We start from the raw sequence: 16039 nt of genomic DNA, 5'->3' as shown, positions 1-16039 counted from the left end.
CGGCCCGGGGCGTCCGGCGCGGTCCGGCCGGCCGGATAACCGGGTGACCACGGGCCGCCGGGCGCGGGATGATGGCCCCATGCCTGAGCCCATCCGCGTACGGGGATCGGTGGTCGTCCCCGACGCCGAGCTCGTCTGGCGCTTCTCCCGCTCCTCCGGCCCCGGAGGACAGCACGTCAACACCTCGGACACCCAGGTCGAGCTGCGCTACGACCTGGCGGCCTCGACGGTCCTGCCCGAGGTGTGGAAGCAGCGCGCCCTGGAGCGGCTCGCGAGCCGGCTGGTGGACGGCAGGGTGCTGGTGGTGAAGGCTTCCGAGCACCGCTCGCAGTGGCGCAACCGGGAGGTCGCGGCCGCCCGGCTGGCCTCGCTGCTGGGGGAGGCCACCGCCCCGCCGCCGAAGACCCGGCGGGCGACGAAGCCCAGCAAGGGCATGGTCGAGCGGCGGCTGTTCAACAAACGGCACCGCTCCGAGCTGAAGCAGGGCCGGCGCTCGCAGCGCGGCGAGTAGGCCCGCGCCGTCCCGGCCGTACCGGTCTGCGGCCGTGCGGCGCGGTCGCGGCCGGGGTCTCAGCCGAGCCGGCGGTAGCCGCCCCGGAAGTACAGCAGTGGGTTGCCGCCGGGGTCGGGCACGCGTGCCTCCAGGACCCGGCCGAGCAGCAGCGTGTGGTCGCCGGCGGCTATCCGCTGCTCGGTGCGGCACTCGACGGTGGCCAGCGCCCGGTCGACCAGCGGCGCGCCGCTGAGCGGGCCGCGCCGGTGCGGGGTGTCCGCGAACAGCAGCCGGTCGCTGAGCCGGCCCTTCATGGCGAAGCGCGAGCCGAGGGTCTTGTGCTCCTCGCCGAGCAGCGAGACGGCCCAGGTGTCGACCCGGGAGAGCACCTCGTCCATCCGGGAGTCCTCACGGACCGAGATCAGCACGAGCGGCGGTTCCAGGGACACGGAGAGGAACGACGTCGCGGTCATGCCGACGTCCTCGCCGTTGGCCCCTTCCTCGGGGTCGTGGACGGTCACCAGCGTCACGCCGGCGGCGAGCTGGGACAGGGCGGCCCGGAACTCGTCGGGCGTCGCGAGGGGGGCAGCGGCGGGCTGCGGGGACGAGTACACGTACCGCACGGTAGCCGCCGGCCGGCCGCGGCGGCATCGGGCCCTGGTCGTAGGACCATCGGCCCGGGCCCCGCCGGACGACGGCGGATCGGGACCGGCGGGGCGGCGCGTTCACCCCCAGGGGTGAACGGGAGGGCCTGCCGGCCGCCGGGGGGCTTCAGGGGCCGGGCCGGGCGACCGACCATCTGAAAGGTCGCGAAAGGTCGCGATGTAGGGATATGTCCGGTTATTGGGCGGATGAACTGAATAAGGGCGCATAACTATCGTGTGATTTGGGTCACAAGTGGCAGCCTATTGCTGACCGAGAGTGCCGATCGTTGTGCTCCCTGTGATTCAGTTCTTCTGGCAATCGGACGATAACCAATCAAGAACTATCCGAAGCAGCCGGGGAGCCCCCGCATGGAAGCCGAGTCGGAGCCGTACGTCCGCCTGGCGACCCTCCGCACCTTGCACCGGGTCGTGGCGGACCTCAATGCTGCCCGCAGCCTGGCGGGCACCTTGCAGGCCGTGGTCGAGGGCGCGGTGCACGGGCTCGGCTTCGACGCGGCCGCGGTGAGCCTGGTGCGCCCCGACGGGGACCTGGTGGTGGCGGCCGTCTGGGAGCTGGAGGAGAGCGCCCTCGGCGGTCCGGCCGTGCTGCTCGGCCAGGTCGGCTCCCGGGAGTCCTGGGACCGCCTGCTCGGCGTCAGCGACCACTGGGGCACCCTGCGCTTCCTGCCGCACGACCGCGGCTGGGCCGTCGGCAGCGACATCCCGCGCTGGACCGGCGACGGCCCGCTGCCCGTCTACACCAACGACTGGCACCCCAGCGACGGCCTGCTCGCCCCGATGTACAGCGCCGGCGGCGACCTCCTCGGCGTCCTGTCGGTCGACCGCCCGCGCAGCGGGAAGCGGCCCGGCGCCTGGACCCGCGAGGCACTGGAGATGTTCTCCCTGCAGGCCTCCATCGCGATCGGCAACGCCCGCCTGCGGGCCGAGATGCAGCGCGCGCTGGCCCGGCTGGAGAAGGAGCAGCAGGCGCTGAGAGCCAGCGAGGAGAGCTTCCGGCAGGCCTTCGAGTACGCGCCCAGCGGGATGGCCATCACCGAGCTGCACGGCGTCGGCCGGGGCCAGCTGACCCGGGTCAACGACGCGCTCTGCCGGCTGCTCGGCCGCCCCCGCGCGGTGCTGCGCCAACAGAGCTTCGCCGACCTGGTGCACCCCGAGGATCGCGGCCTGCTGGAGCGCACCAGCGCCGAGAGCGGCCGCGCCGAGCTGCGGCTGTCCCGGCGGGACGGCGGCTACCAGTGGGTCTGCCTGCGCAACTCGGTGGTCGCCGACGCGGCCGAGGGACCGAGCTTCCTGCTGACCCACGTCGAGGACATCGAGGAACGCAAGCGGCACGAGTTCCAGCTGGCCCACCGGGCCAGCCACGACGCGCTGACCGGCCTGCCCAACGGCGCCGAGCTGAAGGCCCGGCTCGGCCGCCGGCTGTGCGGCCTCCCGCAGGCGCCGGTCGGCCCGCCCGCGCACGGCGCGCCGGCCTACAGCGGCGCGGGCGCGATCGAGCCGGGGTACGCCGGGGTGGCCGGCGCCGGCTCCTACAGCGCGCACACCGCCTTCGACGGCCTGGAGGGCCTCGGCGCCGGCCCCGCGCCGGCCCACGGCTACGGGCTGCCCGAGAGCCAGGGCCACCACGGCCGCGGGGAGCACGCGGCGGGCCGGCCCGGCGGCCGCGGCGTGGCGCCGGACCACGCGCACGCGGTGGTGCCGGCCGACCAGGGCTCCTCCGGCGACCTGTGGAGCGGGGCGCTGCGCCCCGGGGCCGCGGCGGCCGGGGACAAGGGCCTGGCGGTGCTCTTCTGCGACCTGGACGGCTTCAAGTCGATCAACGACCGGTTCGGCCACAACGCCGGCGACGCAGTGCTGGTCGAGGTGGCCCGCCGGCTGCAGCAGGTCGTCCGGGAGGGTGACACGGTGGCGCGGCTGGGCGGCGACGAGTTCGTGGTGCTCGCGGACGGCATCGGGCGCGAGGAGGCCAAGGACCTGTCCAACCGGCTCCGGACGGCGATCATCCCGCCGATGCGGATCGACGGCCGGGCGATGCGGGTCGGGGTCAGCCTCGGGATCGGCTGGGCGGGCTGCGGGATGAGCATCGAAGAGGTGCTGCACACCGCCGACGAGCGGATGTACGACGAGAAGCGGGCCCGCGGCGGCGCCGTCCGGGGAGCCCGCGGGGAGCGCTCGCACCGCAGGGCGGGCTGAGCACGGGGCGGGTGTCGCGGGAGGGGCCGTGGGGTGTGCCCGGACGGCCCGGTCGCGGCAGGGGTCGGCGACCGCCCCGCCGGGGGCTTTTCCCCGGGTCACGCGAGGCAGGTAGGGTTCCCGGGTACGAGCGTCCAACTTTGCGCGTACGGCGTGCCTGCCGTGCGAGGCACTGCGATGGGGAGTTGACCACCGTGACGAGCGCCGGCAACAACGGATTGCCCGAGGGTCCCGACAGCGGTGCCCCGCAGGACGACGACCCGTTCGGCTACCTCTACCGGCCGGCGGAGGGCGCCCCCGCCCAGCAGGGCCAGCAGAGCGGCCAGCAGCCGGGTGTCCCGCGCACGTCGTACAACCGGCCGGTCGAGGTCGGCCGCACCCAGTACGGCCAGCCCGCCCACCGGCCGCAGCCCCAGCCCCGCCAGCAGCCCGAACCGGGCCCGCAGGGGCAGTACCAGGGCGGCCGGCCGCCGCACGGCGAGCTCCCCACCCAGCAGAACCGGTACGCCGAGCGCTCCCGCCCGCAGCCGGGCGAGGAACGCCCGAGCGGTGGGCGCAGCAAGGGCGCCGTGATCGGCGCGGTGGCCGTGGTCGCCGCGATCGCGGTCGGCGCCGGTATCGCGCTGTCCTCCGGCGATCCCGGGGACACCAAGGCCACGGGCGGGCAGACCAGCGCTCCGGCGTCCCCGACCGCCACCTCCGCCGGGTCGGCGAGCGCCTCGCCGACCGCCGCCGCCACCGTGGCCGGCCCGACCACCGCGGACGCCGCCCAGCTCCAGGGCCAGAACGCCCCGCTGGCCAACGCCGTGAAGGGCGCGAAGTCCGCGGACGGCAGCTACCTGACGCTGCAGCCGGGCTCCTCGGTGACCTGGAAGGGCGAGGTGCCGACGGCGGGCACCTACAAGTTCCTGGTGCGCTTCAACAACGCGGGCTCCGACCTCAAGGGGACGGTGAACGTCAACGGCAAGGACCGTGACGGCGGGCTGGACTTCAAGAACTACGCGCCGGGCAACGACGCGACGCAGTCCTGGTACAGCACCTACATCCTGCCGCAGCTGACGGCCGGGCCGAACACGATCACGGTGTCCGCCCCGGCCGGGGGCACGGTCCTGGTCGACCAGATCACGGTCTCCCCGAGCAGCTGAACCTGCAGCCGGCTGAACCGCAGACCTGCGGATCTGCTGACCGGCAGATCGGCAGACCCGCTGAACCGGCTCAGCCGGTGCCGACCGCGGTGAAGCGGTCGGCACCGGAGACCCATGCGCCGCGGCGCATCACCGCGACCAGCTGGTAGCTCTCGGAGTCGAGCACGACCAGGTCGGCGCTCTTGCCGGTCTCCAGCGAGCCGATGGAGTCGGCGAGGCCGAGCAGGCGGGCGGGGACGGTGGAGAGCGACTCGACGGCCTGGTTGAGGCTGAGGCCGTTGAGGGTGACCGAGCGGCGGAAGGCGACGTCCAGGGTGAGGGTGGAGCCCGCGATGGAGCCGCCCTCGACCAGCCGGGCGACGCCGTCCTCGACGCGGACCTGCAGCGGGCCGAGCGGGTAGAGGCCGTCGCCCATGCCGGCCGCGCCCATGGCGTCGGTGATCAGCGCGACCCGGGAGGCGCCGGCGGTGCCGTAGGCGAGGTCCAGCACCGAGGGGTGCAGGTGGATGCCGTCGTTGATGAGTTCGACGGTGACGCGTTCGTCCTCCAGGAGGGCGACGATGGGGCCGGGTGCGCGGTGCTGGATGCCGGGCATCGCGTTGAACAGGTGGGTGGCGACGGTGGCGCCGGCCTCGATGGCTTCGAGGGTCTTGGCGTAGTCGGAGTCGGTGTGGCCGACGGCGGCGATGACGCCGAGGTCGGCGAGCATCCGGACGGATTCGAGTCCGCCGGGCAGCTCGGGGGCGAGGGTGACCATCTTGGCGTGGCCGCGGGCGGCGTCGACCAGTTTGCGCACGAGTGCGGGGTCGGGGTCGCGGAGCAGGTCGGGGCGGTGGGCGCCGCACCGGTTGTGGGAGATGAAGGGGCCCTCGAAGTGGACGCCGGCGAGGATGCCGTCCTCGACGAGTTCGGAGAGGACGGCGGCCTGGCGGCAGACTTCGTCGATCTCGCCGGTGACGGTGCTGGCGACGGTGGTGGTGGTGCCGTGGGTCAGGTGGGTGCGGGCGGCGGTGAGGGCCTCCTCGGCGATGCCGGAGGCGTAGGAGCCGCCGCCGCCGCCGTGCACGTGCAGGTCGACGAAGCCGGGGACGACGGTGTGGCCCGTCAGGTCCAGGTCGCCCGGCTGCCGGTCGCCGCCGAAGGCCGACAGGGTCGTCCCCTTGACGGTGAGCCGGCCGTCCTCGACGACGCCGCCGGGCAGGACCAGTCGGGCACCGGCCAGTGCGGCACCCCGCGGCAGAGCCGCCGATTCGTTCCGCGCGGCAGTCACGCGGTCACCTCCATTAGTCGGGACTTCAGATCCCTGTGTTCGAATGCGCGAAGCGCCGTGCTGCCGCTGCCGGCCCGCCCGGGAGCGGGCCGCGGAGCCCCGCCGCCGGGGGGCGCCGCGGGCGTGTCCGGGACCCCTCCCACGCGCGGTCTCACGCGCGGGTGGAGGGAGGGGTGGCCGAGAGCAGGTCCCAGGCGAGGAGGCCGGCGCCGAGGGAGGCCGCCGTGTCCTTGAGCATGGCCGGGACGACCACCGGGGGCATCTGGAAGGTCAGCCGCTCGGTCACCGCCGCGCGGAGCGGGGCGAAGAGCGTGTCGCCGGCCTCGGCCAGTCCGCCGCCGACGATCACGGTGGACGGGTCGAGCAGGCTCTGGGCCAGCACGATGCCGTCGGCGAGGGCGTCGACCGCGAGCTGCCAGACCTCGACGGCGCGCTTGTCCCCGGCGTCCACGGCGTCGGCGCAGGCCGCGGCGTCGGCCTGCGGGTCGCCGCTGGCGGCGGCCCAGGCCCGGGAGACGGCGGAGGCCGACGCGAGGGTCTCCAGACACCCCCGGGCGCCGCAGCCGCAGGCGGGGCCGCCGGGCCGGACCACCACGTGACCGATCTCGCCGCCGTAGCCGTGCGCGCCGGCCTCGATCCGTCCGCCGATGCCGATGGCGCCGGCGATGCCGGTGCCGAGCGCGATGAACAGAAAGCGGTCGACGCCGCGGCCGGCGCCGAGCCGGCCCTCGGCCAATCCGCCGGAGCGGACGTCGTGGCCGAGGGCGACCGGCATGGGGGTGCCGTCCTTCCCGGCCAGGCGCTCGCCGAGAAGCCTGCGCAGCGGTAGGTCGCGCCAACCGAGGTTGGCGGAGAACACCGCGATCCCGTTCTTCTCGTCGAGCGTCCCCGGGACGGCGACGCCCGCGGCGAGGGGGTCGCTGCCGAATCGGCCGCGCCCCTCGTCCGCCAGGTCGGCGGCGAAGTCGAGGATGGCGGTGACCACGGCGTCCGTGCCGTGCTCCCGCCCGGTCGGTCGGCGTGCTTCGAACAGCACGGAGCCGTCCTGGGCGAGCAGCGCGGCCTTCATGCCGGTGCCGCCTACATCGAGTGCGATGACGTGCTTCACGGTGGACAGTTTCCTTGGTCAGGTCGGAGAGGTCTAGTCCAGTTGGGCTATTGGTCAGCCCCTGGACCAGTGAGATTTGTCGCTCTGCGGGCAGCTCGGGTGATTTGTGGTGAGTTGCACGGCACCTGGTCGTACCCCCGCGAACCTCTGTGTACCCCCGCGAACACCGTCGAGCCCCCCCGTGAGCCCCCGCGTCCCGGCGGCCGCCCGGGGTTGCCCGGGAGTCCGCACGGCAGGACAGGTCCGGCCGGCGGCGGAATGTGCGAGGCTGACCCCGCCCGCGTGATCGCGCGCGGCACGGGACGGAGGAGGGGCTGCGGCGCGTGTCCAGGTACGAGCGGTGGAACTCACTGTTGGAGCTGCTGGCGGAGCACGGCCGGCTGGACGTCGAGGAGGCCGCGCAGACGCTGGACGTCTCGGCCGCCACCATCCGCCGTGACCTCGACGAGCTGGCCCGCCAGCAGATGGTCACCCGGACACGGGGCGGCGCCGTGGCGCACAACGTCTCCTACGACCTGCCGCTGCGCTACAAGACCGCCCGGCACGCCGGCGCCAAGCAGCGGATCGGCGCGGCCGCCGCCGCCCTGATCGCCCCCGGCGAGGTGGTCGGTCTCAACGGCGGGACGACCACCACCGAGGTGGCCCGGGCCCTGGCGGTGCGGCCCGAACTGGTCGAGCGCGCGGAGGGAGCGCCGGGCCGGCTGCTGACCATCGTCACCAACGCCTTGAACATCGCCAACGAGTTGACGGTCCGTCCGCAGGTGAAGATCGTCGTCACCGGCGGGGTGGCCCGGCCGCAGTCCTACGAGCTGATCGGCCCGCTGGCCAACGCCGTCCTGGACGAACTGACCCTCGACGTCACGGTGTTGGGCGTCGACGCGGTTGACGTGGTGCACGGTGCGACCGCCCATCACGAGGGTGAGGCGAGCGTCAACCGGCTGCTGGCCGAGCGGGCCCGCCGGGTGGTGGTGGTCGCCGACTCCTCCAAGCTCGGTCGCCGGGTCTTCGCCCGGATCTGCGGACTGGACCGGATCTCCACCCTGGTCACCGACACCGAGGTGGACGAGGAGCTGGCCGCCGCCTTCACGGAGGCCGGCGTACAGGTGATCACGGCCTGAACGCGGCGAGATGACCATTCGAACCCCGAACGGACGGACGGGTGTTCTGTCCCGAATCACCTGATTGCCATTGCGCGTGCTGCAACGTGATCCGGCACTTCGATAACTACCTCCGTGAGGTCTGGACCTCCGGGAGTCCGCTTTGGGAGTGTTACCGCCAATCTCCCCCCAAGAAGGCGGTACATCGCAGTGAACAGGCGTGCCCACGGGTCCCTCCGGCTGATCGGTTCGGCGGTCGTCGGCGCGCTGCTGCTGACCGGCTGCGGCGGGGCCTCGGGCTCCGACGTGACGCTGAAGCTGGTCGCTGCCGACTACGGCGACGACGAGGCGACCAGTTCCCGGCCCTACTGGGAGGATCTGGCCCGGCGCTTCGAGGCCGCCAACCCCAAGATCAAGGTCAAGGTCGAGGTGGTGAGCTGGAACGACATCGACAAGCGGGTCGCCGAGCTGATCAGGAGCGGCTCCTCGCCCGACCTCGTGCAGACCGGCGGCTTCGCCGACCAGGTCGCGGCCAAGCGGCTCTACCCCGCCGCCGACGTGCTCTCGATGGAGACCCAGGCCAACATCAGCGAGGGCTTCGCCCACGCCGGGCAGGTGCTCGGCACCCAGTACGGCATCCCCTTCGTCTCCTCCTCGCGGGTGTTCTTCTACAACAAGACGATCTTTCAGAAGGCGGGCATCACCGCGCCGCCGGCCACCTGGTCCGAGCTCAAGGCGGACGCCGACAAGATCAAGGCCAAGGTGCCGGGGGTGACCCCGTACGCGCTGCCGCTCGGGCCCGAGGAGGCCCAGGGCGAGTCGATGATGTGGGCGATGAGCGGCGGCGGCGCGCTCTCCGACGACGTCGGCAACTACAGCATCGACAGTCCGCAGAACCTCGCCACCTTCGGCTGGCTGCGCTCCAACCTGGTCGAGGCCCATCTGACCTACCCCGACCCCGGCACGGTCGACCGCAAGACCGCCTTCAACGACTTCGCGACCGGCAAGGTGGCGATGCTCAACGGCCACCCCTCGCTGCTGGGCAAGGCCACCGCCGCGAAGATCGACTTCGGTACGGCGGCCATCCCGCGCAAGGACGGCGTGGGGAAGACCGGCACCCTCGGGGTGGCCGACTGGATGATGGCGTTCAAGGCGAACGGTCACAAGCTGGAGATCAAGCAGCTCCTCAACTTCGTGTACGCGAAGCAGAACACGCTCGCGTTCGACGAGAAGTACAACCTGCTGCCGGTCACCCAGGACACGCTGGCGGAGATGAGCAGCAACGGGAAGCACGAGGACCTCAAGCAGTTCCTCGCGGTGCTGCCGAACGCCAGCTTCTACCCGCTCGGCGACCCCGCCTGGGAGCAGGTCAGCAGCAAGATCAAGAAGGAGATCGCGCAGGCGGTCACCGGCGACGCCAAGCAGGTGCTGGGCGGCCTGCAGGAGGCGGCGGTCGCGGAGGCCAAGCGGGTCCGCTGACCACGGCGGCCGGCCCGGGCCCCGGGATCGGGGTCCGGGCCGGCCGGTCGGTCTGCGCCGGTCGGTCCGCGCCGGTCGGTCTGCGCCGGCGTTCCGTGCGGGCTCCATGCGGTCGGACGCGGGATCAGGCGCGGGGATCAGGCGAGAGTCAGGGCGTACGCCTTGCGGAGCGTCTCGTGCACCGTCCAGGTGGTCCGGTCGCCGGCGTGCAGCACCGCGGCGTCGCCGGGGCCCACCTCCAGCGTCGGGCCGCCCTCGAAGGCGATGGTGGCCCGGCCGCTGAGCACCACGAAGAGCTCGTCGGCCTCGGTGTCGGTGACCACCCCCGGGGTGATCTGCCAGATCCCGCGCAGCTGGCGGCCGTCCTCGGACTCCCAGAGCACCCTTCCGGACACCTCGGGGGTGCCGGAGACGATCTGGGCGGGGTCGAGCGGGTCGGGTTCGAGCTCGGCGCTCGGGATGTGCACGGCGAAGCTGTCGGTCATGCCCCGACGCTAACCCGGCCGCGCCCGCCGACGGGGGCGCCACAGTGTGTCGGACCGCCGGGGGAGAATGACACCTCGTAGGGCCCGGACGGGGCCCGGCCGACGGATGCGGAGGTGGCGGCGGTGCCCGAACTCGGAGCGCGCGACCTGGCCGTCCTGGCCCTGGAGGCCAGGCCCTGGCGGACGGCCGGCGCCAAGGAGCGGGCGATCCGCGAGGAGCTCGGCCTGTCGAGCACCCGCTACTACCAGCTGCTGAACGCCCTGCTCGACCGCCCGGAGGCGCTCGCCCGCGACCCGCTGCTGGTCAACCGGCTGCGCCGGATCCGCGAGCGCAAGCGCGAGGCGCGCTGACCGTCCCCGGCGGCCCGCCCTGGGAGCGCCCGCGCGCGGCGCGGTGTGCCGCGCGGGGCCCTGGGTAGGGTCGGGGCATGGCCATCATCGAGTTGCCGGAGCCGGTTACCGCTGCTGGACGCGAGGGGCTGGCGGCGCTGCTCGCCGACCCCGGCGGGGCCGTCGCGGCCTTCGACTTCGACGGGACGCTGGCCCCGATCGTCCCCGACCCCGCCGCCGCCCGCGCCCACCCCCGGGCGGCCGCCGCCCTGACGGCCCTGGCGCCGCTGGTGGGATCGCTGGTGGTGGTGACCGGCCGGCCGGCGGCGCTGGCGGTCGAGTACGGCGACCTCGCGCGGGTGCCCGGTCTGGTCGTGCTGGGCCAGTACGGCGTGGAGCGCTGGGACGCCGGCAGCGGCGAGGTACGGGCGCCCGCGCCGCACCCGGGCGTGGCGCAGGTCCGGGAGCTGCTGCCGGGCCGGCTGGAGTCGCTGGGCGCCGGCGCCGGCACCTGGGTGGAGGACAAGGGCCGGGCGCTGGCCGTGCACACCCGCCGGGCGGACGCCCCCGAAGAGGTCCTGGAGCTGCTCCGGGAGCCGATGGCCGCGCTGGCCGCCGAGCACGGGCTGATGGTGGAGCCCGGCCGGCTGGTGCTGGAGCTGCGCCCGCCGGGCGTCGACAAGGGCGCGGCGCTGAGCGCCTTCCTGCGCGAGCGGGCCGCCCGCGGCGTCCTGTACGCCGGGGACGACCTGGGCGACCTGGCGGCCTTCGCGGCGGTGGAGAAGGGCCGTACCGAGGGGGTGCCGGGCCTGCTGGTCTGCAGCGGCGCGGTCGGCGACGCCCCCGTGCGCGCCCTCGCCGACCGGGCGGACCTGGTCGTCCCGGGCCCGGCCGGCGTGGTGGCACTGCTGGAGGCGCTGGTGGAGCGGCTGTCGGCCGGTCGGCCGGGCGGCCCGGGGGTCAGCCCAGCGCGGTGAGCTGGTCGAGGAACCACTGCTGCGGCGGCAGCGCGGTGGCCGCCGCGGCCAGCCGCTTGGTGCGCTCGGTGCGCTCGGCGGCGGGCATGGTGAGGGCGCTGTGCAGGGCCTCGGCGGTGGCGATCACGTCGTACGGGTTGACGGCGACGGCGTCCTCGCCGAGTTCGGCGAAGGCGCCGGCCTCCCGGGAGAGCACCAGCGCGCAGCCCGCGTCGGACACCACCGGGACCTCCTTGGCGACCAGGTTCATGCCGTCCCGGATCGGGTTGACCAGCGCCACGTCGGCCAGCCGGTAGGCCGCCAGCGACCGCGGGAAGTCGTCGTTGACGTGCAGGATCAGCGGCTGCCAGTCCTCGGTGCCGAACTCCTCGTTGATCTCGCCGGCGATCCGCTCCACCGAGGCCGTGTACGCGCGGTACTCGGCCAGGTCGGTCCGCGAGGGGTAGGCGAAGGCGACGTGGACGACCCGGTCGTGCCACTCGGGGCGGGTCCGCAGCAGGTGCCGGTAGGCCAGCAGCCCGCGGACGATGTTCTTGCTCAGCTCGGTGCGGTCCACCCGGACGATCGTGCGGCGCTCGCCCACGGCCTCCCGCAGGGCGGCCAGCCGCTCCTCGACGTCGGGGCGGTGCGAGCGCTCGCGCAGGAAGTCGGCGTCGGCGCCCAGCGCGTGCACGCCCAGTGCGGTGGTGCGCCCGGCGTGGGTGACGGTGAGCGCCTCGCGGTCGACCTCGGCGCCGAGCACGTCCGCGCAGCAGTCCGCGAAGGCGAGCGCCCATCGGCGGGTCAGGAAGCCGGCCCGGTCGGCGCCCAGGATGCCGGTCAGCACCGCCTCGGCGACGTCGTCCGGCAGCATCCGGTAGTAGTCCGGCGGTGCCCACGGGGTGTGCGAGAAGTGGCCGATCCGCAGGTCGGGGCGGCGGGCCCGGAGCAGTGCGGGCACCAGCGACAGGTGGTAGTCCTGCACCAGCACGGCGGCGCCATGGGCGGCCTCGGCGGCGAGCGCGTCGGCGAAGGCGGCGTTGTAGGTCTCGTAGGCCTGCCACTCGGTGCGGAAGCCCGCGTCGAAGGCGGGCTCGGTCGGGGTGGCGTAGAGCAGGTGGTGGACGAACCACAGGGTGGAGTTGGCCACCCCGTTGTAGGCCCGGGCGAAGGTCTCGGGGTCGATGTCCAGCATCCGGACGGCCTGTCCTCCGACCTCGTGCCCGGCGCGGTCCAGCCTGCCGTCCGGGGCCTGTCGGGCCGCCTCCCGGTCGGCCTCGCCGAGCGCCGCGCAGACCCAGACCGCGGACGGGTCGTCGATGGCGGAGAGCCCGGAGACCAGGCCGCCGCCGCCCCGGCGCAGGGCCAGGGTGCCGTCCTCCTGGTGGCTGAAGGACACCGGACCACGATTGGAGGCCACCAGGACGGGGGCGCTGCCGGTCGGACTCGAACGTGCCGTCGTGAGATCGCCCATGATGGGAACCTTGCCGGGGTCCGGCACCGCCAAACTTCCTGGAGACGGGCTAGTACCCGCTGTGACGGCTCACATACTCGGGGACGGTGTGCATCGGCGGCCGCTCCAGCGCGCCGACCGGGTGGGTGCGGGCGGTGAAGCCCGCGCCGGTCCGGGTGAACTGGGTCAGCAGCGGGTGCACCAGGTCGGCGGAGGCCTTGAGCCGGTGGGTGCGGTCCAGCCGCTCCAGGGCGGTGCGGTAGATGGTCGCGGCCATCCGGCCGAGCGCCTGGCTGTCCTGGTGGCGGTGGTGGCGCACCCCCACGTCCACCTGGGCGAGCGCGTCCAGGCCGGCCGTCTCCAGGGCGTCCACCAGCAGGCCGAGCTCCACGCCGTAGCCGGTGGGGAACGGCAGCCGCTCCAGCAGCGAGCGGCGGGCCGCGTACTCGCCGCCCAGCGGCTGGACGAAACCGGCGAGTTCCGGCCAGTGCAGGTTGAGCAGCGGGCGGGCGACCAGCTCGGTGACCCGGCCGCCGCCGACCGGGTCGATGGTGGCGTCCCCGTCGGCGCCGGCCCCCGGCAGCTCGTACGGCCGGTCGTACATCGCCTTGACCAGCTGGATGCCCGGATCGGTCAGCAGCGGGCCGACGATGCCCGAGACGAAGGCCGGGTCGAACTCGCGCAGGTCGGCGTCCACGAAGCAGACGATCTCGCCGGAGGTGGCCAGCAGGGAGCGCCAGAGCACCTCGCCCTTGCCGGGCTCGGCGGGCAACCGGGGCAGTATCGCGTCCCGGTGCACGACCCGCGCGCCGGCCTCGGCGGCCACCTCGGCGGTGCGGTCCGCCGAGCCCGAGTCGACCACCACCAGTTCGTCGACCAGCGGCAGACGCTCCATCAGCTCCCGGCGGATCACCGAGACGATGGCTCCGACGGTCGACTCCTCGTCCAGGGCGGGCAGCACCACGCTGATCGTCCCGGCCGGGCCGGCCGCCTCCTTGGCGGCGAGCAGGCTGTGCACCGGTCGGTCGGCCGCGCTCCAGGACCGGCGGCGCAGCCAGGACGCCACCTCCGGGAGAAGCGCGGGGGGCAGCTCGGCAGGCACGGCACACTCCTTGCTGGGGCGCCTCGGCGGCGCGGGTCGGGTGAGGCGGTTCCACTCGCCGGGGCATCTCGCTTGGCGGACGGACCGCTTGGCGGTTGACGCCTTCGGATACAGTCTTCGTACAGCGCATAGACCTTCGCACGCCGGGGTTGCCCGCTGCGCAGGACCACAACTTCACAGAGCTCATCCAGAGGGACTGAGGGAACGGCCCGTCGACGTCCCGGCAACCTTCTCGCACGGCAGCTTCGGCGACTGTGGCGGGACAGGTGCCAATTCCGTCCTGTGGCGCGCCCGCGTCATGGGGAAGATGAGGAGAGAGGCCTCCGCCATCATGGCTACCACCGCGACCACCGCTCCCGGCGCCGCAGACGTGACCGCTTCCGTCGACCTCGGCCCCGCCACCGCACTGTCCTGTCGGGAGTGCGGCACCCGGTTCCCGCTCGGCCCGAGCTTCGCGTGCCTGGAGTGTTTCGGCCCGCTGGAGATCGCGTACGACTTCGGTTCCGCCGAGGCGGCCGACCTGCGCAAGCGGATCGAGGCCGGCCCGGCGTCGATCTGGCGCTACGCCCCGCTGCTGCCCGTCCCCGCGGACGTCGCCTCCAAGCCCAATCTGAACCCGGGCTGGACCCCGCTGGTGAAGGCCGACAACCTGGGCCGCGAGCTGGGTTTCACCGCCCAGCTGCACGTCAAGGACGACTCGGGCAACCCGACCCACTCCTTCAAGGACCGCGTGGTGGCCTGCGCCATCGAGGCGGCCCGCGCGTTCGGTTTCACCACCCTCTCCTGCTCCTCGACCGGCAACCTGGCCGGTGCGGTGGGCGCGGCGGCCGCCCGGGCCGGTTTCAAGTCCTGCGTGTTCATCCCGCACGACCTGGAGCAGGGCAAGATCGTCATGGCCGGGGTGTACGGCGGCGAGCTGGTCGGCATCGAGGGCAACTACGACGACGTGAACCGCTTCTGCTCGGAGCTGATCGGCGACCCGGCCGGCGAGGGCTGGGGCTTCGTCAACGTCAACCTGCGGCCGTACTACGGCGAGGGCTCCAAGACCCTGGCCTACGAGATCTGCGAGCAGCTGGGCTGGCGCCTGCCGGAGCAGATCGTGATCCCGATCGCCTCGGGCTCCCAGCTCACCAAGATCGACAAGGGTCTGCAGGAGCTGATCAAGCTCGGCCTGGTCGAGGACCGGCCCTACCGGATCTTCGGCGCCCAGGCGGAGGGCTGCTCCCCGGTCTCCGCCGCCTTCAAGGCGGGCCGGGACGTGATCCGCCCGGTCAAGCCGGACACCATCGCCAAGTCGCTGGCCATCGGCAACCCGGCGGACGGCCCGTACGTGCTGGACATCGCCCGCCGCACCGGCGGCGCCGTCGAGGATGTCACGGACGCCGAGGTGGTCGAGGCGATCAAGCTGCTGGCCCGCACCGAGGGCATCTTCGCGGAGACCGCCGGCGGGGTGACCATCGGCGTGCTCAAGAAGCTGGTCGAGACCGGGCAGCTGGACCCGGCGAAGGAGACCGTCGCGATCAACACCGGCGACGGCCTCAAGACCCTGGACGCGGTGGCCGATGCCGGTCTGACCGCGACCATCCGCCCGACGCTGGAGTCCTTCCGGTCGGCCGGTCTCGCGTCCGCCTGATCCCCCCACCCCGCTAGGAGAGCCACCGCCATGAGCGCCAACGTCCGCATCCCGACCATCCTGCGCACCTACACCGGCGGCGCCGCCGAGGTGGCAGCCGAGGGCGCGACCCTCGCCGAGGTCATCGCCGACCTGGAGAAGAACCACGCCGGCATCGCCGCCCGGGTGCTCGACGACACGGGCAAGCTGCGCCGCTTCGTCAACATCTACGTGAACGACGACGACGTGCGCTTCGCCGAGGGCCTGGCGACCGAGATCAAGGACGGCGCCAGCGTCTCGATCATCCCCGCGGTGGCCGGCGGCTGCTGAGCCCGATCGGCCGCGCGCCGAGCCCGCCCGGGTCGCCCGGGCGGGGTCCCGCACCCACGAGCCGCCTTCACGTCCGGAATTCCATTTTCCGGTCGGGGAGGCGGCTCGCCGCACTTGGGTGGGAATTCGGCCGCCCGCGGCGGAGTAAAGTGTGCGACAGCCGATGATCGGGCCCCCTCCCCCGCCGGCGGATCTCCGCCCCCGCGGGCGCCCCGTACGACCTTGCCAGCTCGGCCACTGAGACCGGCGCTTGTGTCGTGCCTGTGAAACATGTCAGGCAGGTGTCAGAATTCCTGCTGCGATTTGCGCAATTCGTCCGGT

The 16039-nt window shown here is 73.6% G+C and carries 15 protein-coding genes and 1 riboswitch; of the genes, 9 read left to right on the top strand and 6 right to left on the bottom strand.

Annotation, left to right across the window (positions count from 1 at the left end):
* The first annotated feature begins 79 nt into the window (after nucleotides 1-79).
* On the top strand, nucleotides 80-511 hold the full coding sequence (arfB, locus tag OG689_RS18880) for an alternative ribosome rescue aminoacyl-tRNA hydrolase ArfB (protein WP_266321856.1): 432 nt from the start codon (nucleotides 80-82) through the stop codon (nucleotides 509-511).
* A gap of 59 nt (nucleotides 512-570) precedes the next feature.
* Here the strand turns inward: arfB and OG689_RS18875 are convergent, their stop codons facing one another.
* Nucleotides 571-1107, bottom strand: a complete 537-nt coding sequence (locus OG689_RS18875) for a flavin reductase family protein (RefSeq protein WP_266321855.1) — start codon at nucleotides 1105-1107, stop codon at nucleotides 571-573.
* 399 nt (nucleotides 1108-1506) lie between these two features.
* On the opposite strand from OG689_RS18875, the gene OG689_RS18870 reads away from it, so the two are divergent.
* Entirely contained in the window at nucleotides 1507-3351 is a 1845-nt protein-coding gene (locus OG689_RS18870) for a diguanylate cyclase (RefSeq protein WP_266321853.1), read from the top strand.
* A 185-nt stretch (nucleotides 3352-3536) separates the two neighbouring features.
* Nucleotides 3537-4496, top strand: a complete 960-nt coding sequence (locus OG689_RS18865) for a carbohydrate-binding protein (protein ID WP_266321851.1) — start codon at nucleotides 3537-3539, stop codon at nucleotides 4494-4496.
* Between the two features lie 70 nt (nucleotides 4497-4566).
* Here OG689_RS18865 and nagA read toward each other — a convergent pair whose 3' ends face one another.
* Together nagA and OG689_RS18855 are read right to left on the bottom strand one after the other, a co-directional pair.
* Entirely contained in the window at nucleotides 4567-5766 is a 1200-nt protein-coding gene (nagA, locus tag OG689_RS18860; RefSeq protein WP_266321850.1) for an N-acetylglucosamine-6-phosphate deacetylase, read from the bottom strand.
* A gap of 151 nt (nucleotides 5767-5917) precedes the next feature.
* On the bottom strand, nucleotides 5918-6874 hold the full coding sequence (locus OG689_RS18855; protein ID WP_266321849.1) for an ROK family protein: 957 nt from the start codon (nucleotides 6872-6874) through the stop codon (nucleotides 5918-5920).
* Between the two features lie 323 nt (nucleotides 6875-7197).
* Between OG689_RS18855 and OG689_RS18850 the strand changes: the two genes are divergently transcribed.
* Together OG689_RS18850 and OG689_RS18845 are read left to right on the top strand one after the other, a co-directional pair.
* Nucleotides 7198-7992, top strand: coding sequence for a DeoR/GlpR family DNA-binding transcription regulator (locus OG689_RS18850; RefSeq protein WP_266321847.1), 795 nt, complete (start codon nucleotides 7198-7200; stop codon nucleotides 7990-7992).
* Nucleotides 7993-8181: 189 nt separating this feature from the next.
* Complete coding sequence (locus OG689_RS18845; RefSeq protein WP_266321845.1) at nucleotides 8182-9450, top strand: extracellular solute-binding protein; 1269 nt, start codon at nucleotides 8182-8184, stop codon at nucleotides 9448-9450.
* Nucleotides 9451-9587: 137 nt separating this feature from the next.
* On the opposite strand, the gene OG689_RS18840 is transcribed toward OG689_RS18845, so the two are convergent.
* The gene (locus OG689_RS18840; protein ID WP_266321843.1) at nucleotides 9588-9935 is read right to left on the bottom strand and encodes a cupin domain-containing protein; all 348 of its coding nucleotides are present in this window, start codon (nucleotides 9933-9935) and stop codon (nucleotides 9588-9590) included.
* Nucleotides 9936-10058: 123 nt separating this feature from the next.
* Here OG689_RS18840 and OG689_RS18835 point away from each other — a divergent pair, with 123 nt between their 5' ends.
* Nucleotides 10059-10286 (top strand): DUF3263 domain-containing protein, encoded by a 228-nt coding sequence (locus tag OG689_RS18835; RefSeq protein WP_266321841.1) that lies wholly within the window; start codon nucleotides 10059-10061, stop codon nucleotides 10284-10286.
* A gap of 77 nt (nucleotides 10287-10363) precedes the next feature.
* Complete coding sequence (gene otsB, locus OG689_RS18830; protein WP_266321839.1) at nucleotides 10364-11242, top strand: trehalose-phosphatase; 879 nt, start codon at nucleotides 10364-10366, stop codon at nucleotides 11240-11242.
* On the opposite strand, the gene OG689_RS18825 is transcribed toward otsB, so the two are convergent.
* Nucleotides 11226-12695 (bottom strand): trehalose-6-phosphate synthase, encoded by a 1470-nt coding sequence (locus tag OG689_RS18825; RefSeq protein ID WP_266321837.1) that lies wholly within the window; start codon nucleotides 12693-12695, stop codon nucleotides 11226-11228. The two genes, otsB and OG689_RS18825, sit on opposite strands and share 17 nt — an antisense overlap.
* Nucleotides 12696-12744: 49 nt before the next feature.
* Nucleotides 12745-13776 carry a glucosyl-3-phosphoglycerate synthase gene (locus OG689_RS18820; RefSeq protein WP_266321836.1) on the bottom strand — a complete coding sequence of 344 codons (1032 nt, stop codon included), beginning with the start codon at nucleotides 13774-13776 and terminating at the stop codon, nucleotides 12745-12747.
* Between the two features lie 180 nt (nucleotides 13777-13956).
* Nucleotides 13957-14090: riboswitch (SAM riboswitch) on the top strand.
* A 17-nt stretch (nucleotides 14091-14107) separates the two neighbouring features.
* On the opposite strand from OG689_RS18820, the gene thrC reads away from it, so the two are divergent.
* Both thrC and OG689_RS18810 read left to right on the top strand, forming a co-directional pair.
* Nucleotides 14108-15409 carry a threonine synthase gene (gene thrC, locus OG689_RS18815; RefSeq protein ID WP_266321834.1) on the top strand — a complete coding sequence of 434 codons (1302 nt, stop codon included), beginning with the start codon at nucleotides 14108-14110 and terminating at the stop codon, nucleotides 15407-15409.
* A gap of 30 nt (nucleotides 15410-15439) precedes the next feature.
* Nucleotides 15440-15718 carry a MoaD/ThiS family protein gene (locus tag OG689_RS18810; protein WP_073924017.1) on the top strand — a complete coding sequence of 93 codons (279 nt, stop codon included), beginning with the start codon at nucleotides 15440-15442 and terminating at the stop codon, nucleotides 15716-15718.
* Nucleotides 15719-16039 lie beyond the last annotated feature (321 nt).

It is taken from the genome of Kitasatospora sp. NBC_00240 (assembly GCF_026342405.1).
Taxonomy (GTDB): Bacteria; Actinomycetota; Actinomycetes; order Streptomycetales; family Streptomycetaceae; genus Kitasatospora.
Note: the sequence above shows the minus strand (reverse complement) of the source record. Positions and strands in the feature narration are given on the sequence as shown.